The organism is Staphylococcus caprae (assembly GCF_002902725.1).
GTDB lineage: Bacteria > Bacillota > Bacilli > Staphylococcales > Staphylococcaceae > Staphylococcus > Staphylococcus caprae.
The window spans coordinates 15,843-38,713 of record NZ_PPRT01000032.1 but is presented as its reverse complement, the minus strand read 5'-3'; the positions used below and the strand labels follow the sequence as shown (position 1 = coordinate 38,713).

The following is a 22,871-nucleotide window of genomic DNA, read 5'->3' as shown; positions in this document are numbered from 1 at the left end:
GGCAAGGGAGCTAATCAATACGAAGTGAAGTATTGATAAAAATAAAAGTAATTATTTAAAAATCCCCTCGAATTGAACGGTACAATTCGAGGGGATTTCGCATGTCTTATTCAGTTACTTTACTTTCTGCTGCACGTTTAGCAATTTTACGCATAAGCGGATCCATTACAGGTTTCATACAAACACCAAAGATAATAAATCCTAAACCAAATAACGTTAATACCACAACTTTAGTAATTAAAATTTCTGGTACTATGCCACCTACTGTTTCACGTAATGCATCGATCGCATAGGTGAACGGTAAATATGGTGAAATCGTTTGGAAGAATTGAGGTGCTGTTTGAATTGGGAATGTTCCTCCCCCACCTGCAATTTGTAGCACTAACAAGATAATTGCCACGGCCTTACCCGGATTACCTAACATAGATACACATGTATATATAATCGAGTTAAATACTAGTGAACTAAATACAGCAATGGATACGAATAATACTGGCGATTCTACTGCTGCTTTTAAAATGACTAAGTCACCAATTGATACGATCAGTGCTTGAATCACACCTAACATGAAGAAGAATCCTGCTTTACCGAGATATATTTGTCTCTTCGTCAATATAGGTCGTAAATGTTCATGCTTATTGTCGACACTTAGTAAGCTTACCATCAATAATCCGCCTACCCAGATTGACAATGCTGTATAGAACGGTGTCATACCTGAACCGTAATCTTTAACTGGGAAGACATCTGTTGTTTTCTTATTGATAGGGTTAGCGATGGTATCGGCTTGTTTTTTCAAGTCATTCTTTAAGGTATCAATCAATTTATCTACTGCGTCATCTTTATCTAGCTTCTTGAATACTTTGTCTGCTTTTTTCAAGTCCTTTTCAACATCGGGCAGTTTATTCTCTGCGAAGTTAGCTAGAGAAGCTAAACCTTCTTTGGCACGAGGTTGATTCTCATTTAATAAATTAACGGCGTTGTCATAACGGTTGAATAACGCTGGTAAGTTTTGGTTCACAGATTGCGTCACATTCGCCAATTCTTGTTCTAATTGTGGTAAGTCATTACGAACGAAATCAGCGGCTTGCGCGATATCTTTCTTCACTGTTGGGAAGTAATCTTGAGCTGTTCGCATTGCGTTAATATATGTTTGTTCGATACCTGGTAACGCACTTTGAATCGTGTCAATTCGTTCTTTCCCTTTACTTAAGATGTCTTGACCTGCAGTGATAACTTGGTTAATTGTATTAAGTTTTGATTGGATGGTAGATAACGTATTTTGACCTTTATTTAATTGGTCTGTAATTTCGTTGGACACAGATAATAACTTTTGATTGAGTTCCTTTTTAATATATGAGCGGAACGCATCGAGATTGCTATTTAATTTCGGTAAACTACGTAACACTTTGACCGCTTCTGATTGACCTGAACTTCCATTTGATAGTGCGTCAATCAGTTGATTTGTTTTGCGCAGGCTATCATTAATTTGATTATTCGCTTGCTTAATTTGTTTAATTTCTTTTGATAAATCTACATGCTCACTTTTTTCTAATTCTGAAAGGATATCTATCATTTGTTGATTATATTTTGTGGCATTTTCCAAACGAGATTTAACATTATCCAATGGCTCTTTAAACTGTGTCGGTTTATCTGACGCAATAATACCATAGGCTATATTCTTTAATGCTTTAATATCTTGTTGCGTTGCCTGAGCTTGTTTATCAGTCTGATTTGATAACGATAATAGAGATTCTGTGAGTGCTGTGTTCATAGACTTAACGTCATTGTCCGATAGTACAGTGTCACCTTTAGACGAAGCATCTCCGTTTGTACTCACTTGGCTTGTATGCATATTTGAGTAACTTCTACCTGCGTCTTTATGTGTCTGATTGGCACTTTGTTGCGCTGTAGATTGTTGATTTCTTAAATCATTGTTTACTGCCCCATTCACGTCTTGTGCTCTACCGGCAGCATCTTGATAGTCTTTAACACGCTGCTTCGCTTGCGTGAGGTAACCTTGGGCATCTGTCAATTGGTCATTTGCCACATCAATGCCTTGGCTCGCAATATTAACACCTTTATTTATCTTAGGAAATTGATTAGGAACGTCATTAGCTGCTACATTAAGAAGGCGTTCGATATTTGGCATGTAATCATTTAACGCTAAGATTAATTTCGCTCTTTCATTGAGAGCTGGTACTGCTGCATTCACTGCATTTAATTTATCTTGTGCATCAGTAATATTGTCTTTATACTTACCTAAATCCCTAAATTTATTGGCATAATTATCTAACTCGTCTTGATGATTATTAAGATAAATTACTTTATCTGCAAATTCATTAATCTTTGGTAAAGCATTGTTGGCTTGATAGACTGCGTTTTTAATCTTATTTATAGTCGGAACGTTATCTTCAAGTGTCAGTCCAACTTTATTTGCTTCGCTTAACAGTGCTTGCGTCACAGTTTTATTGAATTGTTCATTGGCCTTTTCAACAACAAGTGACGATCCCGTATCGGTAAGTTTAGCTGCTACGGCATTTATTTTTTGGTTCACTTTGAAGTTAACGTCTGCTTTTTGAGGATGCTTTCTTAGTGTGCCAGTGATTTCATGTGTGAATTTGCTTGGTATGTATATTCCAGCATAGTATTTACCCATTTTAATTTCATGATCCGCTTTCTCTCGACTGACGAATTGCCAATCAAAGCTGTCATTTTTCTTTAACGATTTCACCATTGAATCGCCAACATTAATTTTTTTACCTCTGATTTTATCCCCACTGTCCTCATTGACTACCGCTACTTTGATATGTCCGGTATTGCCATATGGGTCCCACATCGCCCATAAGTTGAACCACGCGTAGAATGAAGGAAGAATAGCTAAACCTATCAAGATAATCCATACTCCTGGTGTTTTTGCTACCCTTTTCAAATCTGTGATAAAGAGTTTTAGTGCGTTCTTCATAGTCACTCTCCTATTAAGAAGATCTTTTATATTGATTGTTTCTATATTGATTATTTTCGTAAGGCTTATGTTCTATTCTCTTAAAAATGCCCTATTACATTAGATAATTAACATCACACTAACATTATTTTATAACATCTTTGAGAAATTAATTTATTTTTATAAGGAAGGTTTGTATAATAAATGTATTAAGGCGCATTACGTTTCGTTGATACATGTCAACAATATAAGTCATAAGTTAGATTATACCAAATTCTCAATTATTATCACACCTAAATCAAAAATTTTAGAGGGAGAAAGAATGAGATGTCTAAAAACAAATTATTAATTTATTTACTGTCCACGACCCTGATTATGCCCACATTTACAACGCAGACAGCCATTGCAAAAGATGACTCAGATGCCACACGTTCAAAGTCAAATGTGACACAACATCATACGCAGTCAAATGAAGATAAAACAACTGACACGACTAAGAATCGACAAGACGATAAGCGTAATACCGCATCTTCAAAGAAGCAAGATAAAAAAGATAATTCTAAAAATGATAAACCTTCAACAACTTCTCAATCACATCAAACTACAACGGCAGTGACTGATAAAAATAAACGTGACCATACAAATTTAGTCGATTCATTTTATAATAATATTTCGCAAAGCCAATCTAAAATGTCGAATCTTTTGAAAAGTGATAAATATGATCAAAGCTTTAGTTTAACAACGTTAATCCAGAATCTATTTAACTTTGACTCTGATATTTCAAATTATGAACAACCGGACACACAATCAAATCATTCAACTACAACGTCGCAAAACGATTCCAATAGCAATGCTTCCTCTACTTCTAACGACACATCAGCACCGAAACAAAATACAACATCTAACGGAACGATTGAAGAAAAGCCATCATCACAATCTAAAACTCAGACACAACATAATAGCAATTCAGCCTCAAATGTTGAATCAGATGATTCCAAAGTGAGTGATGCATTATCACAATGGGAAAAAGAAGATAGTAAAAAGGACCCTTCTTCTCAACAAAGACATTCAAATAAAGATACATCACAGGAATCACCAACTCAGTCGCAACATCAAAATTCAAAACAAACTCAATCATCTCAATCTGAAGGACAGAACAAAGGTTCAAGTATGTCGGACTCAGCATTGGATGCTATTCTAGACGAATATAGTGAAGATGCAAAGAAAACTCAGTCAAACTATAAACAAAATAAAGGTGCGAGCCATAAAGCATCGACGAACTCTAAATCATCTCATAATGAGAATCCACAATTACCTACAAATGATGAGTTAAAACACAAATCTAAGCCTGTTCAATCATTTGAGGACAATGTAAAACAAAATAACACACGTTCTACAAGTTTATTCCAACAAATTCCTCAATTAGAAGATGGCCAAGTTGAGGAAGATAATTTCAATGTGGTAGACAGTCAAGATACACGTCAATTTATTAAATCTATAGCTAAACATGCGCATAGAATTGGTCAAAAAGAAAATATCTATGCTTCAGTTATGATGGCACAAGCGATTTTAGAATCTGACTCTGGTAAAAGTACTTTAGCACAATCACCAAACTTTAATTTATTCGGTGTTAAAGGGAATTATAATGGACAATCGGTTAACTTTAATACGTTAGAAGCTGGTACTGATAATCAGATGTTTAATATTAATGCGGGGTTCCGTAAATATCCTAATTTGAAATCTTCACTTCAAGATTATGCTGATTTAATTAAGCATGGTATTGATGGTAATCCAGATATTTATAAGCCAACATGGAAAGATGAAGCATTAACGTATAAGGATGCGACTTCACATTTATCACATTCTTATGCAACCGATCCTGATTATGCTAAGAAGTTAAATAGCATCATTAAACATTACAATTTAACTGAATTTGATAAAAAACGTATGCCAAATCTTAAGAAATATACTAAGTCAATTGGTACGGATACGTCTGGAAGTGACTTCAAACCTTTCGTAGAGAGTAGTAAGGCTTCCCCTTATCCTCAAGGACAATGTACTTGGTATGTTTACAATCGTATGCAACAATATGATGCTTCACTTGATGGCAATTTAGGTGATGCACACAATTGGAATAATCGTGCTGAAAGCGAAGGCTATTCTGTTACACATTCACCTAAAAATCATACCGCTGTTGTCTTCGAAGCTGGTCAACTTGGTGCAGACACTCAATATGGTCATGTCGCTTTCGTTGAAAAGGTAAACGATGACGGTTCTATCGTTATTTCAGAATCTAATGTTAAAGGTCTAGGTATCATTTCTTACAGAACTATTGATGCTGCTGACGCTTCAGATTTAGATTATATTCAAGGGAAATAATGTATGAGAAAGGTTGGATTAGGACATTAAGCTCTCGAGTTAGTACAAAAAGGCAATTTCTATTGAATGATTATAGAAATTGCCTTTTTCATTAGTTAAAGGTAAACAAAATCAATTGAGTAAAGTGGGTAAAATCAATGATAGAACATTTAAAAAAGAAAAATAGAAAAACACTAAAAACATTAGGAAATATTTGGCTTAATGCTAATTTAGATACACATACCTTCATTGATAGTTTTTATTGGATAGACAACTATAGTAACGTCCTCACTTACTTAAAAGACTCAGATATATATGTGTATATGAATAATAATCAAATTGTGGCATTTTGTGGATTACGAAATAATTATATCGCTGGATTATTTGTTAAAGAAGAATATAGAGACAAAGGAATCGGACATGCCCTCATGGAGCATTTGCAGTCTGAATACGATGAACTTACATTAAAAGTATTCGCTCAAAACACGAGAGCTGTTCGTTTCTATAAACGGCTAAACTTTGTAACCATTGATTCAAGTATTGATAAAACAAATCATACAGAGCTATTAATGGAATGGAAAAAATAAGTAATTGAAATATAAGATTCACTGCAATTTAAGATGCAAAATAGGATAATTTCTTCCTTGTGCATCTTTTGGAGATTCTCCATACTTTTTAAACCCATTTTTAATATAAAATGCTACAGCGTTAGGGTTATCTTTATTCACATCTACATATTGAACTTTATGTTCTCTGATTAAAGTTTGAAGTATTTCCGTTCCGTAACCTTTTCTAAAATATTGCGGATCTAGAAATAGCATTTCTAAGTTAGACTCATTAATTCCGGAAAACCCAACCGCTTCTTCACCTTCAAACCATAAGTGACCTTCAACGTATTGAAAATAAGTAGGTATTTCAGTTTGAAGTTGTAATCTATCATTCTCTTTTAAAAAATCATGTGTAGCAATGACTGAGCGTTCCCAAATGTCTAATGCTTTGGGATAGTCTTTTTCTTGAAGTTTAATTTTAGATAAGGTCATACATCCTCTCCCTTTCATTTATAAAATATACAAAACGTGAGGACGGTAGAATTCATTGTCTCAACCTCACAAAGGTGAGTAAATCCGCTTTATTTTCTGGGAAATAAAACATGAATATGTCCTCTAAATCATATAAAGAACGTACTTACCTTTAGTTTGATTGTAAATTTATAGGTGATTTCTCCACGATTCTACGGATTCTATTTCGCAAGAACGTGCTAAAATTTGTTCTATAATAAAATCATGTTTATCTTTTGAACGATCTCCAATTGCATCTTCAAGTACCGTTATTTGGAAATCTTTATCTGCTGCCTCAAGCGCTGTACTTAAAACAACACCACTTGTTGAAATACCAGTTAGTACAAGATGATTAATACGATTCGCTTGCAAAAACACTTCTAAACCGCTACCTGTAAAAGCACTAAAGCGACGTTTCGTTAATATCGGTTCGTCTTCAGCGGGTTCTAATTCGTCAATGATTTGTGCGAATTCATCGTTCTCTGTCATATTGATGCCACGTTGTTTAAAGCTTGAGAATACGCGGTTGTTTGGGGAAACATCTGCGAAATTTTTCTCTAAAGCAACACGCATGAAGACCACTGGTATATGATGTTCACGAGCGGCAGCAATGGCACGTTGGTTAGCCTTAATTAAACTATTGATTTGTGGTACATTATGCGCAATACCTTTTTGCATATCCATTACTAAAAGTGCTGTTTGATTCGTCATAGTCATACTCCTTTAATTATTTTCATGAACAGTTTAAATATTATAACGTTATTCCATTATATTTCTCCAATTATTTACTTAATTAAAAAGTCACCTGACCGTTTAATAAAAATTAAGACGTCCGGGTGACTTATTTATAAACTATTTCGTATGTTTGTGCTTACGACGGCTCTTCCAAATAAACATTATTCCTACTATTAGAGCAACAATTGCTATTGGTAAGGCACTTCGTTTAACTATTTTTCCTGTAGCTGGTAAAGAAATATTACCATCATCATTAAATAGACCACTTAACAAACTATCTCCTGAACCTAAAGATAAACCATTCTCAGGTGTTGGGGTATCAATGCTATTTACACCATCTAATAGAGAACCTTTAGAATTTAGTCTATCGAATAGACTTGGACCTTTAGTCAAATCAGATATTTGATTTAATAAATCAGCGAGTTGATTATTATGGTGTTTGTTTCCATGAATTCTATCTAGCAATGATGGTCTATCTTTGATTGGTGATAAGATATAATCCAAATCATTCTTCCCTTTATGAACTTGTTTCTGAAGTTGTAATAAGTCGTTCACTTTACCATTAAGTGCAGATTGAATTAGTTTTAAAGCATCTGACTTATCATTTTGTATACGTGAAATGACTTCTGCTAACATTTTAGCTTTCTCTTGATTCAAGCGTGTGGCTAATATTGTTTCAATAGCTTCTTTTTTATTTTTAGCGTTATTTAATACTCCATTTAGAATATCATCTGATGTTGCATTGCCTTTTTTATCGAAATCACGCTTAAGTTGGTTAACAATTTGAGTATTGCTTAGGTGACTATGTGCTAATTTTTTCGCAATCTTAGATGCTTCATTTTGACCTAGTCTTGTTGACATTAGTTGTTTGATTAATTTTTCTTTATCTTTAGATTGATCTAACATCGATTTCAAAATATCATCACTTGAGGTTGTCGCTAATGAATCCATTTGCTTTGCGATTTGATTAGCAATTTGTTTATCTGATTGCTTATTAGTTTTAATTTGCTTCAGGGCATTATCAGCTTCATTTTTACTCATGACACTATTAAGTATATTTTTCGTTGCTTGGGTTTTATCTTTTGAATTTTTAAGCTGATCCAATATGATATTTTGTTGTCCATTTAGTTTTTGCTGTGCTTTTTCAATTTCATTATTGAGTTTATCTTTATTTCTTTCAGGTAGTTTTTGATTTTCATCCACTTTTTTCTTAAGTGCGTTTAAATTCGTTTGCTTTTGATTTAGATAGTTATTTATATCGTTATGTTGTGACTGAGCTTTTGCAAGTGCATGTGTGATTTTATCGCTACCTTTTAGGCGCTCAGTAATTGTACCAATCTTTTCATCAACGTTAGGGGTCTCATCGTTGATTGAAGTTTTTAAATTATCGAAATCAGAATGTGCCTTTTCTAAGTGATCTTTATCCTCTGATAACACATTTTTAGAATCATTAGATGGTTCATGTTCTGTATTCTTTGATGTCGATTGATCCTCTGATTCAGCTGAATTGACATCTTCTTTAATCTTATCTAATTTGCTGAAAATAGTTTGATCATCAGCGTTGTCATCCGTATTTTTTTGCGTCTTTTCTGATAAGTCTCCGTCATCAGCAATACTATCATTAACATTTTCTGCATGATTTGAACGACCATCTTCATCTTTATGGGTATCTGCAGCTCTTTTTTGTTGAGGGTTATCAACTTTATCAGATATATCATTTAATTCTGTTAGAAATTGATCTAACTCCTTAGTTGTTTCTGAATCAATATTTTTATCATCAGTAGCAGATGGATTTGAACTTTCTAATTGATCATTACGTTGTTTAGCATCTTCAATAATTTCATCAATATTTGACTTATCTTTAGCTTTGTCTATACGTGTTTGATAATTGTCTAAGTCTTCTTTAGTCAAAGATTTTAATTGATTAAGGTCTTTTTTCGCTTGTTCAATACGATGACTAAGTGACTCATTTGGGGATTGATAATGATGCGTTGGCGTTTCGGTTGAATCAGCTTGAGTATCTTTTGTAAGTCCATAGCCAATCAGTGTTCCGCTCATAAGTAATACGGAGCATGACATTTTTACATACACGCCAAATTGATGCTTTCGTGTTTGTTTCATTCTCTTCCGCTCTCCTTTTCTATTAGATTTCCCAATTTTAAATTCAATGTCATTATATAACATTTCACAGAAAGATACACTTCTCATTTTTAATAAACTCTTTTTGATTTTTGTAGATTATTTAAAAAAATAATTAAATATAAATACATACTACTTGTAATTAGAAGTTAATAACTATTATACTTCGATGTAACCTTGATTAGTTAACGTTTATATCTAATCAAGTGTAATCTAAAGTGATTAAGGAGTTTTTCAAAATGACAAAACCTCTCTATACTACTACAATGATTTCAAATGGTGGCCGTGACGGTCGAGTATTTAGCCCAGACAATACGTTTGTTCAAAACCTTGCAACACCTAAAGAAATGGGCGGTCAAGGCGGCAATGATACGAACCCTGAACAATTATTTGCGGCCGGATATAGTGCTTGCTTCAACAGTGCTTTATCATTGTTTCTATCTCAAAATAAAGTAAATGATGCGAATCCTGAAGTAGAAATTACAATTGAATTAATTAAAGATGAAACTGATAATGGTTTCAAACTTGCTGCAGATATTAAAGTGACACTTGAAAACATTTCACAAGAAGATGCTGAAAAATATGTAGAACAAGCACATCAATTCTGCCCTTACTCTAAAGCAACACGTGGTAATATCGACGTTCAATTAGAAGTCACAGCACAATAATTTAGATATAAATAAAGCGTAAGTTACATTTATTAACGCGTATGTGCAAGAACCATACACATTACAATGTAGCTTACGCTTTTTCAGAAATTCAGCAATCATCCATGCATTTTATTAGATATAGATAATTAATTTATTTTATATTATTAAAATTATATACAAATGTCTTATCACCACAGTATAATAGTTGTTTCGTCTACCTTAGATGTCAATTGACGTTGAAGGGAGGTGTCTAGCCGATGCTAGATATTTTAATTAATATCACAACTACAATTATAAGTGGTTGTTTCGTTGCGATGTTTACACATTGGCTACGTAATCGCAATAAGAAAAGACGATAAAGCCACACCATTAAAAATCCCCTTACTATCACCAGTAGTAAGGGGATTCGGTGTTTAACCTATATGCTAGATATTTTATAAATGTATTATAACACTTAACATTTCATTTTGCAATAATATCTAGGCATCCTACTTCAATTTAATTCGACGCTCTTGGATTTTAGCATCCTTATCAGATACCTTAACAGAATACTGTCTTTGAGACGTTAAATCTAGTAATGTTAAGTATTGATTATGACCTGCACCAGTATCTATATCTATGATGTTGTGTTCAATATGGATATGGTCCTTTTTATAACCTAACCGATAATTAGGAATATGACCATGAATCACAACTTTGTTTCTTGGTAAATATTGGTTTAAATTCCCTGGTGCATGGCCTGTTACCACTGCTCTTGATTGTTTGCGCATCGATTTACTTGTTTCAATACCCGCATGTACGAAGATGTATTGATCTATCACTTTATAATATGGGAGTTGATTGATAAAGTGATGCCATTCAGTAGCTCGTTTATCTGTACGTTCTAGCCATCTCAACTCATGATTGCCCACTAATGCAATAGCACCATTCTTCACTAGTTGTTTAATTAATTTCAATGTGCCTATAGAATCGGGTCCATTATTTACATAATCTCCGATAAGAACAAGTTGATCTTTACTGTCATCATAGTGAGCTGCTTTAAGCAAATGCGATAAAGATTTACCATGTCCATGAATATCTGATGCTACTAATAATCTTTTAGACATGTCTTTTTCACGCTCCTCTCACTACTACTTTCGCTTTAAATCTTTTTCTTCCTTTGATATGTCTCTAATATGATTAAAATAATTGAAGTTATACCTATAGATAACAATGCCATAGCCATACCCTGTGCGGAATCACCTTGTTCGAACTGTCTGTAAATAAAAGTTGAAGATGTATCCGTGTTCGGTGGTCTTAACATGAGTGAAGCTACAAGTTCTCGCATTGATATACAAAAGATGAGTATCCACCCTGAAACGATGCCTGGTCTTAATAAAGGTAATGTAATTGTTCTAAACAATGTCCAACCTTTACTTCCTGAAATTTCAGCCGCTTCAATAAGATTTTTACTTAGTTGTTGATCAACTGTCCTTATATTCTGAACTGCATAAGGAATATAGAGTACTGTATAAGCAACCACTAATATAGAGATTGTATTATAGATTGGCAATGGATTAAATTTATTATTCCAGAATAGTATAAGACCAATCACCACTATAATGCCAGGCACAGTATTTGGTAGTAAACTTGAAAAGTCAATTAAACGCCCTAAACGATGACGCTTTCGAGTAATTAGAACGACCCACAATCCAATGACACTTGCAAGCGTAGCAGAAATTGTAGCCAACATGATGCTATTGAATAAAGCAATGCCACCGTTACCTGAAATGACATGAATAAAATTATCAAGAGTGAAGTTATTTAGATGAAACCCTGATGAAAGTTGTTTCATAAACGCACTCATGAAGATACTCGCGTAAGGTAGAATAATTGTAACAAACACTTCACATGCTACGAAGACATAACAAAGTATGTCCCATTTACTACGTTGATGCACCTTTACTTTATGCCCTTTTCCTGAATTAGAATTTATATTATTACGTGATTGGAACCATTGTTGTAACGCCCACACTGTCATGCTGACTGCTAATAATAGTGTTGATAACAATGCTGCCCTTTGAAAATCAATCGGCCATATCGAAGCACTATGATGAATTTCAGATGTAAGTACTTGAAAGCCAATTTTGTTACCCATTGTGACTGGTGTACCAAATTCTCCTATTGTTTTTACAAAAATAAGGAGCGCGCCCATGCTATAACCTGAAGCAAAAAGTGGTGCGATGATTTTTCTGAATCGGTAAAAGAACGTACCACCATATATTTCGGCTACCTCTTCTTGTGACTGATGGATATTCATAAGTGCATTTTTCAAGATAACATATAAAAATGGTGTCAGGTGGCAACTCATAATCAAGACCATCCCAAAGAAACTAAAGAAATACGGCGTGATATGGGAGAAAATGGGGCTGAGTTGGTCTAACAGCCCATTTCTCTGCATGGTCAGCATCCACCCCATTGATCCAATATAGGGTGGCGTCATAAATGGAATCATAATGATTAAATCTAACCATTGATATTTTGCGAGTGACGTTTTAGTCATGATGTAACTGAGCGGTAGTGCTATAACCGTACATAAAATAACGACTGAAACACCTAATATAATTGAATTCCAAAGTATTTTAAGATGATACTGTTCTCCTAGCTGTTGTATGTGTTCTCCAAATGTGCCACCTTCTCCTGGCGCAAACCCTTTAAAAAGTATTAAACATAAAGGTAAGACGATGAGCAGGAAAAGTACAATCAGTGCTAACACTTGGTTTAAACGTTTGATTGTCGCTGCTTGTCGCATATTATCTCATCAATTCCGTGAATTTTTTCAATACTTTTTCACTTTTATCGCTTAAATTATTCCAATCGTATTTATATTCCTTAATATCTTTACGTTTTGCTTTACCTTTTTTCTTTTCAGCTGATTGGTCTGCTGGAATAAGGTAATGATCATCGACTTGTTTTTGACCTTTTGAACTTGTGACATAATCCATGTATTTTTTAGCTAAATCTTTATGTTTTGAAGATTTTAAAATAAATGCAGGGCGTGGTGAAATAGCTGTACCTGACTTAGGATATTTAATATCTACCGGTTCTCCTTTTGCTTTAGCGGCGTACACCATATAATCAACTCCGCCATAAACGACGTCATTTTCTCCTTTGATAACAGATTCTAATGCTGGTTTATTCGCGCCTGCTAATTTCATGCCATTCTTTTTCAAATCTTTATATTCATCCCAAGCTTTATTACCTTCATTATTAACTTTGATTGATAATAAATCTAAAGCTGTCCCTGATTCTGAAGGATCTGGAACCGCAATTTTATCTTTATATGTCGCTTTCGTTAAATCTTTATCGTCTTCAGGTGGATGTTTGACATTTTTAGTATTATAAGATAGACCTAAAGCACTTCCACTAAAACCGTAGTAGTAACCATCTTTGTCTATCCAATCTTTATATAACTTTTTATGATTTTTAACTTTATACGGTTCAATTAATCCCTTTTTCTTATAATCTAAAGCTGCTGGTAGTGATGCAAGTTGTACAACATCAGCTTTAGGATTATCTTTTTCAGCTTCTAAACGTCCTAGAATTTCACCTGTCGTACCTTGGAAAACTTGAACTTTTTTACCGGTCTGCTTCTCAAATTGTTTCACCATATCATTAACTAAGTTGTCAGAACCTGCTGCGTATAAAACGAGTTTGTCTTTATTGTTTCCGTCATTTGAACTCGATGTTGAATCTTTACTTCCATTGTCGCCATTTTCTGGTTTATTTTGGCATGCTGCTAATAAAACTACAGTCGCAATTAAAATCAAAATGTATTTAGTGAACTTCTTCATGTTTAGTGTCCCCCATTTTTATGAAATAATTTTCAGGAATATCGAAAGTTAAATGAATCGTCTCATTCTCTTGAAAATACTTACTATCGTAAAACATGATATCCACACCATTCGACGTAGCCGTGTATTGGTAATGTTCACCTGTGAAGCTGACTGTTTGAATGGTTGCAGGTGTAGCCTCTGAATGATCATGCTCTTGAATATGAACATGTTCTGGGCGGATTAATACACCATATTTCCCTTCTTGAGCTTGGATAGAATGATTAAGTTGAAAACCCTCATTTGTGCTTAATACTTGATTGTGAACGATACCTTCTAAATAGGTTCCCTTTCCTATGAAGGTCGCTACTTCTTTATTCATAGGACGGTGATATAATTCTTCTGGCGTGCCATATTGCACAATATGCCCATTCGACATCACTGCCACATCATCTGACATACTCATGGCCTCATATTGATCATGCGTTACAAAAATAGCGGTCATGTGATATGTTTTTATCAATTTTTGAATTAATATCTGCATATCTTCCCTCAAACTCGCATCTAGCGCTGATAAAGGCTCATCCATTAATATGAGTTGAGACTGTGAAATAATTGCTCTTGCTAATGAAACACGTTGTTGTTGTCCTCCCGAAAGTTGATGAATGGCTTTGTCATAATGCTCTTCTAAATGAACTTCTTTTAATGCTTGCATGACCCGTGTTTTCAAATTTTTAGTATCTTTCTTAACTTTCAATGGATACGCTACATTTTGAAAGACTGACATATGTGGCCACAATGCAAAATCTTGAAAGACCATCCCTAAATCTCTTTGTGCCGGTGGAACATATGTATGCTGGCGTGAATCATAATATGTGCAATGATTATGGACAATACTTCCAGAATCTGGTGTTTCCAAACCAGCTATCAGTCTTAGCAATGTTGTCTTGCCACAACCCGAAGCGCCCAATAAAGAAACAAATTTGCCACTTTCAATTGTCAAATCAATATCATGAATCACTGTTTTCGAACCGAATGATTTTTTAATATTTTGGAGTTCTAAAACCACATCCTCACCTCTTTCAATTATTACTATAGAAAAAGATTGTTAATAATTATTAAATGAAATGTTAACGCTAACTCAAAAAAGTATATGTAATATGTATAAATGTATAGAGAAAATTTATATTTGGGGGTTGAAGCAAAGTTGAATACGAAGCAGTTGATGATTTTTAAGCAATTTGTAGAATTTCAAAATGAAAATGCCGTGGCTGAATCTATGAATATTACACAACCTACTGTCACTTTCCATTTGAAAAATTTGAATAAAAACTATGGCATTCCTTTGTATTATAAAAAAGGTAAACATTTTAAATTAACGGAAGCAGGCGAGTTGTTATATCGCAATACAACTAAACTCTTAAACTTAATGCAAGAAACGAACGATGTCATGGCAGATTTTAAAGCCTCGAAGCGTGGAACTTTAAAAATTGGCGCAAGTCATGCACCTGTTTATCATATTTTACCTGAAGCATTCAAAAACTATATGCATCATCATCCAAATATTCAAATTGATTTAACTGTAGATACAGCTCCGAATATTATTCAGAAATTAAGAAATAGGGAAATTGAAATTGCAGTAATCTCTGAAAACGGTTTTTATGAAAATGATTTAAAAGTTAAGCGTTTTATGGAGAATGAATTGATGGTGGCCATGTATAAAGATCATCCCCTTGCTCACCAACAAGAGTTAACTATGAAGGATGTAGAGCAATATGATTTTGTTATACATAGTGGCGGGGCTCTACTAGAGAAAGTATCGATGAGTGGCGACGTGATAATTTAGTCTCGCTACGTGCACGTATGCAATCAAATAGTTTGAGTAGTATTCTAGAAACGATTAAATATTCTAAATACTTGAGTTTAATAAGTCATAGTGCGATTCAGCATCATAATGTCATTATTTGTAAAAAGGTCCCCAATGGACCAAAGCCAAGATATATCTCCATTGTTTATCGTGATGATTTATATTTAACTCCCGTAATTCAAAACTTTATTTCATTAATATACAATGTGAATTTTGAGGAAACGATGCAAAATTAAATGAGCTAGTCCCAAAATATAAAGAGACATGTGTATGATTGGTAGTCTAATATACCAGCCCTTAAAATAGATTTGTTTAAACAAACATTTTAAGGGCTTTTATTATAGTTATGCAGTTCGCTCGTCTAGAATCGAACGATTGTTCTAAATGTGATTTATATTTAGGAGTAAAGCGCCTTTCACAAGTCTAGTAATTATCAAAAATAAGATTTGTTTTGAGTTGATCTTTCTTCTCATGAATGCCGAGTTGGTCTAATTTCTTAACAATTGCACTTTGTACGCGTTTTGCATCCTCCTCATTGTTTACCTTCGCTGAAATTTCTACTATATTTTGATTTTTAATATCCCAATTTTCAATTTTTACTTTATTACCATCAATATTCCCTTTATGACGTTCAAAATGAACTGGACCAATTAAGCTTGGTTGATTCATCTTATTTAATGTTTCACTATACGGCTTTTCTGCATGAGTTTTTAATATTTTCAAACTATCCTGTGCATTTGGCATAGTATCTTTTTCTAAATTTAAATGTTCTTTTGCCTCTTTAGTTACACTAAGTGTTTCTTTATTTTCACCGAATTCAACCTCATATTCGTCGCCGTTATACCCTTCGGATTTAGCTTGTTGTATCGCACGAGAGACATCATGATTAGAAATCGAATAGCGTTTTTTGTATTGCAACTCGTGGTCATTATCATCTTCAGATTTACGCAAACGATATGTCACATTATTTTGATAGTTAGTGCGGTTTGTATCATCTAAATATTGTACATTAAAATCTTCATCTTTATCACTAGAACCTAATGCTTCTAACACACTATGTTTAATATGACGATTGTCTTTTACCACTTTATGACTATCAGCATAAACCTTCACTTCATATTGGTCAGGTTGATTCGTTGCTGCTTGAACATTTTTAGTAATGCCACAACTAAGTAAAATAGAAGTCGTTATCATCCCTACTTTGATTAATGAATGTTTCATTTATTATCACCTCTACATTCAACTTAGCTTATTTTTTTGTAGTAAATATATGAATAAAGTGAATAGATATTAAATTTTTATAAATTTTTTAAATACGTACTTTTATAGAATTTATATTTCTACAACGATATGTCACACATTGTTTGAAATATCGGCGCATTCACTTAAATATTCGTGTATAAAGCGGGAATAAGCAAATGAAATCGTAAAATATGAAACTTATCGACAAAGTAAAATTGTTGAAGCAAAGAGTAAGCAAATCCTCGTTAATCAAAGAGAAGTACTGGCATATCAGTCAGCCTAATCTATATAAAGACGCTATTCAACCACGCATCTACGAATCACTCTAGGAGGTTTACCTATGTTGGTTATTTCTATAATTTTAACTGTTCTTGGTTTATCGCTCATATTAGTTAGTCTCATTGTCTCAAAATCTGATTCACTCGATTTAAGAGAGAAAATCTATGTACCTGGTTTATGTCTTTTATTAATAGGATTTCTTTGTTTGATTGGTCATTTCGTTAATTCTTCGCTATAAAATCATTACTTTCACAAAAAATTCACAACAATTCTGACTATCTGTTGCATTTTTCCACACCTTGCACTAAATAGTGGTGTTTAGGGCTTTGCAAAATTGTTAAATTAGTATATGTAACTTTCAAACATCTTCATTTTTCGCACTCAAATTGCGTTAAAATATTTTAGAATTTCACACTCTGTTGCAAAAATTATTCACAAATAGGAGGAAATGTCTTGGCAAAAGTTTTATACAAATTAGGCAAATTTATTGCTAAGAACAAATGGGTCAGTATTGTGGCGTGGCTAATTGTTCTAGGCGTAATCATTACACCACTCATGATTAACTCACCTAAATTTGATAATGACATTACAATGAATGGCCTAAAATCATTAGATACAAATGATAAAATTTCTAAAGAATTTCATCAGGATAGTCAAAAAGCCTCGATGAAAATTGTGTTCCATTCCGATAAGAAGAATGGCATCACAGATAAAGATACGAAAAAAGATATTGAAAAAGCGCTTGATCATATCAAACAGGATGACGATTACGTACAAAACGTAAGCAATCCGTATGAATCACATCAAATTAACGATGATAAAGATACTGCAATTGCAACCGTTAACTATGTAGTTAACCAAACAGCCTTGCAAGATTCTTCTAAAAAAACGATTGATAAAGAATTAGATGATGTCAAAGCAGATCATAACCTTCAAATTGAGCAAACTCAAGGTGGCTCAATGAACTCTGAAGTCGGTGGCACATCTGAAATTGTAGGTATTGTCACTGCATTTATCATCTTGCTTATCACGTTCGGTTCGCTTATTGCAGCAGGTATGCCGATTGTGAGTGCAATTATTGGTTTGAGTTCAAGTGTCGGAATTATCTCTTTACTTACATTCGTATTCGACATTCCAAACTTTACACTCACGTTAGCAGTCATGATTGGACTCGCTGTTGGTATCGACTACTCCTTATTTATACTATTTAGATATAAGGAAGTTCGTAAACGTGGTTTAGAACCGATTGAGGCTATTGCTACAGCCGTTGGTACTGCAGGCAGTGCCGTTATTTTCGCAGGGGTAACAGTGATGATTGCAGTATGCGGTCTATCCCTTGTAGGCATTGATTTCCTAGCAATTATGGGATTCGCTTCTGCGATTAGTGTGTTATTTGCCGTATTAGCTGCATTGACACTCTTACCTGCACTAATCAGTGTGTTCCATAAACGCATCAAGATTAAAGATAAACCTGAAAAAAGTAAAAATCCAAAAGATCATCCATGGGCTAAGTTCGTTGTTGGTAAGCCTGTGATTGCAATTGTTATCAGTTTACTTATTTTAATTGCTGCAGCACTTCCTATAAGTGGAATGCGTTTAGGTATTCCAGACGACAGCCTTAAAGCTAATAATACGTCAGCACATAAAGCATATAACTTAATCACAGACAACTTCGGTGCGGGCTATAATGGTCAAATTGTAATGCTCGTAAATACGAAAGATGGCGGCAGTAAAAAGGATATTCAACAAGACTTAAATAATATCAAAGATGATATTAAAGATATGGACAATGTAGACAAAGTGGCGACACCACAACTTAATGATAATCAACACTATGCGTTAATTTCTGTGATTCCTGAAGATGGTCCAAATGCACAATCTACAAATCATTTAGTTTACGATTTACGTGACTATAATAAAACGGCCAAAGAAAAATATGACTTCAATACAGAAATTTCAGGACAAAGTGTAATCAACATTGATATGTCTGAAAAGCTTAACGAAGCGATTCCAGTATTCGCAGGTGTTATCGTACTCTTAGCATTTGTACTACTCGTCTTTGTATTCCGTTCAATCTTAGTACCATTGAAAGCTGTACTCGGGTTCGTCTTATCCCTACTAGCGACACTCGGATTTACAACACTCGTCATGCAAGATGGCTTCTTAGGAGGCTTGTTCGGCGTTGAAAATACTGGTCCGTTATTAGCATTCCTACCAGTTATCACTATTGGCCTTCTCTTCGGTCTAGCAATTGACTACGAACTATTCTTGATGACACGCGTCCACGAAGAATATAGTAAAACAGGTGATAATGACCATTCCATTCGCGTTGGTATCAAAGAAAGTGGCCCAGTTATCGTTGCCGCAGCATTGATTATGTTCAGCGTATTTATTGCTTTCGTCTTCCAAGAAGATTCAGCAATTAAATCAATGGGTATTTCACTCGCATTCGGTGTCCTCTTCGATGCATTTATCGTACGTATGACATTGATTCCTGCACTTACTAAATTATTCGGTAAAGGCTCTTGGTACATTCCTAAATGGTTAGGTAGCGTCTTACCTAAGATTGATATTGAAGGTAAAGCTTTAGATCAAGATCATTCAAATACGAAGGCTGCTGAAGACACGCAATATGGTGATCATCATGGTGAAAGTTATAGACATGACGCTCAACGCTTTGATGATGATAACCGTTATGACTATCGTCACAGTGACAACCATACAGACGCTCATAATGAGAGTGAAGACTATCCTCGATATGTTCGCCTGGATGATGATCGTCGTGGCTATCGTGAAGATCATTTTCCGGAAAATGATTCACAATATCGTAGATCAGAGTATGGAGATCCAAACAACAATAATCAATCACGCAACCATCGAAATCAAGTAGATTATGAGTCTATGTACACTCAAGACAATCACCATTATCATCGAGAAGATACGCATAATAGATATGACCATCAACCTCGACATGATGAAGCATATCGTCGTAACCAAGAAAAACCGCAACGTTCAGAAAGGGAATCTCGCACGACTGATTTATTTAAACAATTATCTGGTGAATCAAATGATCAAGATATGTTATTTAATGCATTAATGTTATACGCTCGAGAAAATAACAAAGCTATTTATGACGACTATCAACGTCGCTCTAATGAAAGATATGACGAACATGTCGATAAAGGTAGAGACAATGACAGAGACTAAAACAAAGAAGGAGGAAACGCCGAATGTTCAAGAAAAGTAGTTTCAAAGTATTAGGACTACTTGCCATTCTCGCCTTAGCTATTGTGCTAAGCGCGTGTGGTAATGGTGGTAGCGGATCATCGGACGATGGTAATACATCTCTAGGTAAAAAGGAAGTCACTATTCCTTATATCGCAAGCGACAATTCTACGCCACGTTCTCTAGTGATTGCGGAAGTGCTTAAGAAAGCTGGATACGATGTGACAACGACACCTGTTCAAGCGAGTGGTCCACTATACGCATCTGTGTCTCAAGATACGGATTCATTCCACGCTTCAGGTATCTTTCCATCAACAGACAAAAGCTTTTACAACAAATTCAAAAGTCAATTAACAGTTTATGATAAAAAGAACTTAGTAGATAACGTAAAAGTTGGTTTAGCTGTTCCTAAATATGAAAGAAATATTGATTCAATTTCAGATTTAAATAGTAGTAAAAGTTTTGGTAAATCTGTAGATTGGACGATTCAAGGTACAGACGATAGAAATGGCGTGATGAAACAAACTAAAAGTGAACTAGACGATGGTCAATTAGATCAATATCGTTTGCATAAGTCATCTGACCAAGATCAATTTAAAGCGATTCAAAAAGCTTATAAACAACAAAAGCCTATCGTCTTCACTGCTATGGAACCAAGCTGGTTCTCTAAAGAGCTCGATATCAAAATGTTAAAAGATCCTGAAAAAATTTATGGTAAAGATGACGAACATATTAACTTAGTGTTCAATAAAGGCTTCCAAAAAAATCATCCTGCGGCGTATACAATTGCTACACGCGTCTCTGACAATTGGAGTAAAGATGATGAAGAACAATTAGCGAAGAAAATCTTTAAAGATAATAAAAATCCTGAAGATGTTGCCAAAGATTATGTCGATGACCATGAAACAAAAGTTGATAAATGGTTAAAAGGTATTGATCATTAATTAAGTAGTATAAAGTCAATGTGTTGAGACTAGAATATTAATCCAAAATGATAGCTCTAAGATGATTTCTAATTAGAATGTGCACCACTATAGGTTGGACTACAATCTAACTTTGAGAGGTACAGCACACTAAAGAAATTGTCTTAGAGCTTATTTTATAATGAATGTGTTAAATGAAGATATTCACTGACATTTATATTTGGTAAAAGCAATTCAACTATGATAAATTAACGTATATTCTGTGTCGTGAAGTATCCTTTAATAGAGAATAATAAAAGGAGAAATGTATATGCCCACATCAACTCAAAAACGTATGATTCGACATATTAACCAGACAGTTTTCGAACTTTTATATGACTATCATTTTGATGAAATGACTGTTCAAAAAATTTGTGAAGTTGCCGAGATAAATCGTAGTACCTTTTATCGTTATTTCCAAGATAAGTATGATTTACTCTATTCCCTACCTCAATATATGACTGGCGAAATTATGACAGATTCAACTGAAGCGCCACAAATTAAAACTTCTGAATCTTTTAAGGCTTTTATCTATTATATAGAACAACATAAGAAGGTATTTAAGCATTTGCTTGTATCTTCCAGACAAGTTGATGTTTTCAGGAGTTTAACACGTGCAAGCCGTGAAATGATGTTATATGGCGTAAAGAATAATCATGATGATCCCCTTGCATTGAAGATACGTGAAAGTAAGCACCCAGAAATTTTAGCTGATTTTTATAGCAGTGGTGTCATTGAAGTTTTAAGACGTTGGGTTGAAAATGATTACAATTACTCGGTAGATGAAATTTTCGAAACACTAAACAATACATTAGAAGCTTCACTTCAAAACTGTAAAACCAATTAAAACGAGGCATACAAAAGCACGCGTCCTTATCTTCTTAAACAGTTGATAAAGATGCGTGCTTTTACTTTTTATTATAGTAGTTGTTTTCGTACCGCTTCGCCAACTTGAGACGGGGATTGCGGATTTTGACCTGTAATCACTCGGCCGTCTACAACTAGTGTTGAAGTAAACGGAACTCGACCATAGCGATAAATGGCACCACGTTTTTTAATTTCGTTTTGTAAATGGAAAGGTACGATGGTATCACGTTGAGCTAGGACCTCTTCAATATTTGAGAATCCAGTTATCTTTTTATTTTGAATTAAATACGTACCGCCAGCATCTTTGACATTGAGTAGCGCTGCAATGCCATGACAAACCGTTGCAACGATTCCCCCATTTTCATAAATCGTATTCACTGCACTTTGGATGTATTTATTTTCTGGGAAATCATACATCACACCATGAGCACCAGTAAAATAAATGGCATCGTATTTCTCAGGTTGCGCTTCTCTAATAGGTTGAGAATATCTTAGTAAATCCATGAAACTTTCATTTTTATAATAAGCTTTCGTTGTATTATCAAACATCAGTGGATTAAGGCTCACGGGATCGATCGGTGTATTTCCACCAGTAATATTAAACATATCAATGTCTACATTTGTATTTTTAAATGCATCATAAAAATGCACCAGTTCACTTAGCCATAGTCCTGTAGGTTCTTCTGTATTTCCAAAGTAATCTGTACTTGTATTGACTATCATAATTTTTGCCATT

17 protein-coding genes and 1 pseudogene are annotated in these 22,871 nt (G+C 34.3%); 8 read left to right on the top strand and 10 right to left on the bottom strand.

The features are described 5' to 3' along the window. Nucleotides 1-106: 106 nt before the first annotated feature. The gene (locus CD155_RS07140; protein ID WP_103212937.1) at nucleotides 107-2,962 is read right to left on the bottom strand and encodes a YhgE/Pip domain-containing protein; all 2,856 of its coding nucleotides are present in this window, start codon (nucleotides 2,960-2,962) and stop codon (nucleotides 107-109) included. Between the two features lie 306 nt (nucleotides 2,963-3,268). Between CD155_RS07140 and CD155_RS07135 the strand changes: the two genes are divergently transcribed. After that, on the top strand, nucleotides 3,269-5,320 hold the full coding sequence (locus CD155_RS07135; RefSeq protein ID WP_103212936.1) for an amidase domain-containing protein: 2,052 nt from the start codon (nucleotides 3,269-3,271) through the stop codon (nucleotides 5,318-5,320). Nucleotides 5,321-5,457: 137 nt separating this feature from the next. Beyond that, nucleotides 5,458-5,886, top strand: a complete 429-nt coding sequence (locus CD155_RS07130) for a GNAT family N-acetyltransferase (RefSeq protein ID WP_103212935.1) — start codon at nucleotides 5,458-5,460, stop codon at nucleotides 5,884-5,886. 18 nt (nucleotides 5,887-5,904) lie between these two features. On the opposite strand, the gene CD155_RS07125 is transcribed toward CD155_RS07130, so the two are convergent. From CD155_RS07125 to CD155_RS07115, 3 genes are all read right to left on the bottom strand, one after another. Continuing rightward, the gene (locus CD155_RS07125; protein WP_103212934.1) at nucleotides 5,905-6,339 is read right to left on the bottom strand and encodes a GNAT family N-acetyltransferase; all 435 of its coding nucleotides are present in this window, start codon (nucleotides 6,337-6,339) and stop codon (nucleotides 5,905-5,907) included. A gap of 168 nt (nucleotides 6,340-6,507) precedes the next feature. Next, the gene (locus CD155_RS07120; protein WP_103212933.1) at nucleotides 6,508-7,068 is read right to left on the bottom strand and encodes a cysteine hydrolase family protein; all 561 of its coding nucleotides are present in this window, start codon (nucleotides 7,066-7,068) and stop codon (nucleotides 6,508-6,510) included. A gap of 141 nt (nucleotides 7,069-7,209) precedes the next feature. Further along, the gene (locus CD155_RS07115) at nucleotides 7,210-9,213 is read right to left on the bottom strand and encodes a cell wall anchor protein (protein WP_103212932.1); all 2,004 of its coding nucleotides are present in this window, start codon (nucleotides 9,211-9,213) and stop codon (nucleotides 7,210-7,212) included. 257 nt (nucleotides 9,214-9,470) lie between these two features. Between CD155_RS07115 and CD155_RS07110 the strand changes: the two genes are divergently transcribed. Both CD155_RS07110 and CD155_RS12800 read left to right on the top strand, forming a co-directional pair. Further along, entirely contained in the window at nucleotides 9,471-9,899 is a 429-nt protein-coding gene (locus CD155_RS07110) for an organic hydroperoxide resistance protein (protein ID WP_103212931.1), read from the top strand. 239 nt (nucleotides 9,900-10,138) lie between these two features. Further along, nucleotides 10,139-10,240 carry a type I toxin-antitoxin system Fst family toxin gene (locus tag CD155_RS12800; protein WP_115177447.1) on the top strand — a complete coding sequence of 34 codons (102 nt, stop codon included), beginning with the start codon at nucleotides 10,139-10,141 and terminating at the stop codon, nucleotides 10,238-10,240. Nucleotides 10,241-10,369: 129 nt separating this feature from the next. Here the strand turns inward: CD155_RS12800 and CD155_RS07105 are convergent, their stop codons facing one another. Genes CD155_RS07105 through CD155_RS07090 form a run of 4 tightly spaced genes read right to left on the bottom strand, consistent with a single transcriptional unit; the run spans nucleotide 10,370 to nucleotide 14,762 of the window. Further along, nucleotides 10,370-10,987 carry a metallophosphoesterase gene (locus tag CD155_RS07105; RefSeq protein ID WP_103212930.1) on the bottom strand — a complete coding sequence of 206 codons (618 nt, stop codon included), beginning with the start codon at nucleotides 10,985-10,987 and terminating at the stop codon, nucleotides 10,370-10,372. 35 nt (nucleotides 10,988-11,022) lie between these two features. After that, nucleotides 11,023-12,672, bottom strand: coding sequence for an ABC transporter permease (locus CD155_RS07100; RefSeq protein WP_103212929.1), 1,650 nt, complete (start codon nucleotides 12,670-12,672; stop codon nucleotides 11,023-11,025). Between the two features lies 1 nt (nucleotide 12,673). Further along, complete coding sequence (locus CD155_RS07095) at nucleotides 12,674-13,714, bottom strand: extracellular solute-binding protein (protein WP_103212928.1); 1,041 nt, start codon at nucleotides 13,712-13,714, stop codon at nucleotides 12,674-12,676. After that, nucleotides 13,698-14,762, bottom strand: a complete 1,065-nt coding sequence (locus CD155_RS07090) for an ABC transporter ATP-binding protein (protein WP_103212927.1) — start codon at nucleotides 14,760-14,762, stop codon at nucleotides 13,698-13,700. Before CD155_RS07090 ends, CD155_RS07095 begins: the two co-directional genes overlap by 17 nt. 138 nt (nucleotides 14,763-14,900) lie before the next feature. Here CD155_RS07090 and CD155_RS07085 point away from each other — a divergent pair. Then, nucleotides 14,901-15,796: pseudogene (locus CD155_RS07085) on the top strand (LysR family transcriptional regulator). Between the two features lie 187 nt (nucleotides 15,797-15,983). Here the strand turns inward: CD155_RS07085 and CD155_RS07080 are convergent. Further along, entirely contained in the window at nucleotides 15,984-16,781 is a 798-nt protein-coding gene (locus CD155_RS07080; protein WP_103212926.1) for a hypothetical protein, read from the bottom strand. Between the two features lie 753 nt (nucleotides 16,782-17,534). On the opposite strand from CD155_RS07080, the gene CD155_RS07075 reads away from it, so the two are divergent. The 3 genes from CD155_RS07075 (at nucleotide 17,535) to CD155_RS07065 (ending at nucleotide 22,115) form a co-directional block, all read left to right on the top strand. Then, nucleotides 17,535-20,288 carry an MMPL family transporter gene (locus CD155_RS07075; protein ID WP_103212925.1) on the top strand — a complete coding sequence of 918 codons (2,754 nt, stop codon included), beginning with the start codon at nucleotides 17,535-17,537 and terminating at the stop codon, nucleotides 20,286-20,288. A gap of 23 nt (nucleotides 20,289-20,311) precedes the next feature. Beyond that, nucleotides 20,312-21,250: a glycine betaine ABC transporter substrate-binding protein gene (locus CD155_RS07070; RefSeq protein WP_103212924.1), complete on the top strand. Its 939-nt coding sequence runs from the start codon at nucleotides 20,312-20,314 to the stop codon at nucleotides 21,248-21,250. A gap of 289 nt (nucleotides 21,251-21,539) precedes the next feature. After that, the gene (locus CD155_RS07065; protein WP_103212923.1) at nucleotides 21,540-22,115 is read left to right on the top strand and encodes a TetR/AcrR family transcriptional regulator; all 576 of its coding nucleotides are present in this window, start codon (nucleotides 21,540-21,542) and stop codon (nucleotides 22,113-22,115) included. Between the two features lie 71 nt (nucleotides 22,116-22,186). Here CD155_RS07065 and CD155_RS07060 read toward each other — a convergent pair whose 3' ends face one another. After that, complete coding sequence (locus CD155_RS07060) at nucleotides 22,187-22,870, bottom strand: type 1 glutamine amidotransferase domain-containing protein (RefSeq protein ID WP_103212922.1); 684 nt, start codon at nucleotides 22,868-22,870, stop codon at nucleotides 22,187-22,189. Nucleotide 22,871: the final 1 nt, after the last annotated feature.

Excerpts from the sequence above, each read along its gene's own strand:
- CD155_RS07140 (WP_103212937.1), bottom strand. The coding sequence starts at position 2,962 with ATGAAGAACGCACTAAAACTCTTTATCACAGATTTGAAAAGGGTAGCA.
- CD155_RS07135 (WP_103212936.1), top strand. The coding sequence starts at position 3,269 with ATGTCTAAAAACAAATTATTAATTTATTTACTGTCCACGACCCTGATT.
- CD155_RS07130 (WP_103212935.1), top strand. The coding sequence starts at position 5,458 with ATGATAGAACATTTAAAAAAGAAAAATAGAAAAACACTAAAAACATTA.
- CD155_RS07125 (WP_103212934.1), bottom strand. The coding sequence starts at position 6,339 with ATGACCTTATCTAAAATTAAACTTCAAGAAAAAGACTATCCCAAAGCA.
- CD155_RS07120 (WP_103212933.1), bottom strand. The coding sequence starts at position 7,068 with ATGACGAATCAAACAGCACTTTTAGTAATGGATATGCAAAAAGGTATT.
- CD155_RS07115 (WP_103212932.1), bottom strand. The coding sequence starts at position 9,213 with ATGAAACAAACACGAAAGCATCAATTTGGCGTGTATGTAAAAATGTCA.
- CD155_RS07110 (WP_103212931.1), top strand. The coding sequence starts at position 9,471 with ATGACAAAACCTCTCTATACTACTACAATGATTTCAAATGGTGGCCGT.
- CD155_RS12800 (WP_115177447.1), top strand. The coding sequence starts at position 10,139 with ATGCTAGATATTTTAATTAATATCACAACTACAATTATAAGTGGTTGT.
- CD155_RS07105 (WP_103212930.1), bottom strand. The coding sequence starts at position 10,987 with ATGTCTAAAAGATTATTAGTAGCATCAGATATTCATGGACATGGTAAA.
- CD155_RS07100 (WP_103212929.1), bottom strand. The coding sequence starts at position 12,672 with ATGCGACAAGCAGCGACAATCAAACGTTTAAACCAAGTGTTAGCACTG.
- CD155_RS07095 (WP_103212928.1), bottom strand. The coding sequence starts at position 13,714 with ATGAAGAAGTTCACTAAATACATTTTGATTTTAATTGCGACTGTAGTT.
- CD155_RS07080 (WP_103212926.1), bottom strand. The coding sequence starts at position 16,781 with ATGAAACATTCATTAATCAAAGTAGGGATGATAACGACTTCTATTTTA.
- CD155_RS07070 (WP_103212924.1), top strand. The coding sequence starts at position 20,312 with ATGTTCAAGAAAAGTAGTTTCAAAGTATTAGGACTACTTGCCATTCTC.
- CD155_RS07065 (WP_103212923.1), top strand. The coding sequence starts at position 21,540 with ATGCCCACATCAACTCAAAAACGTATGATTCGACATATTAACCAGACA.
- CD155_RS07060 (WP_103212922.1), bottom strand. The coding sequence starts at position 22,870 with ATGGCAAAAATTATGATAGTCAATACAAGTACAGATTACTTTGGAAAT.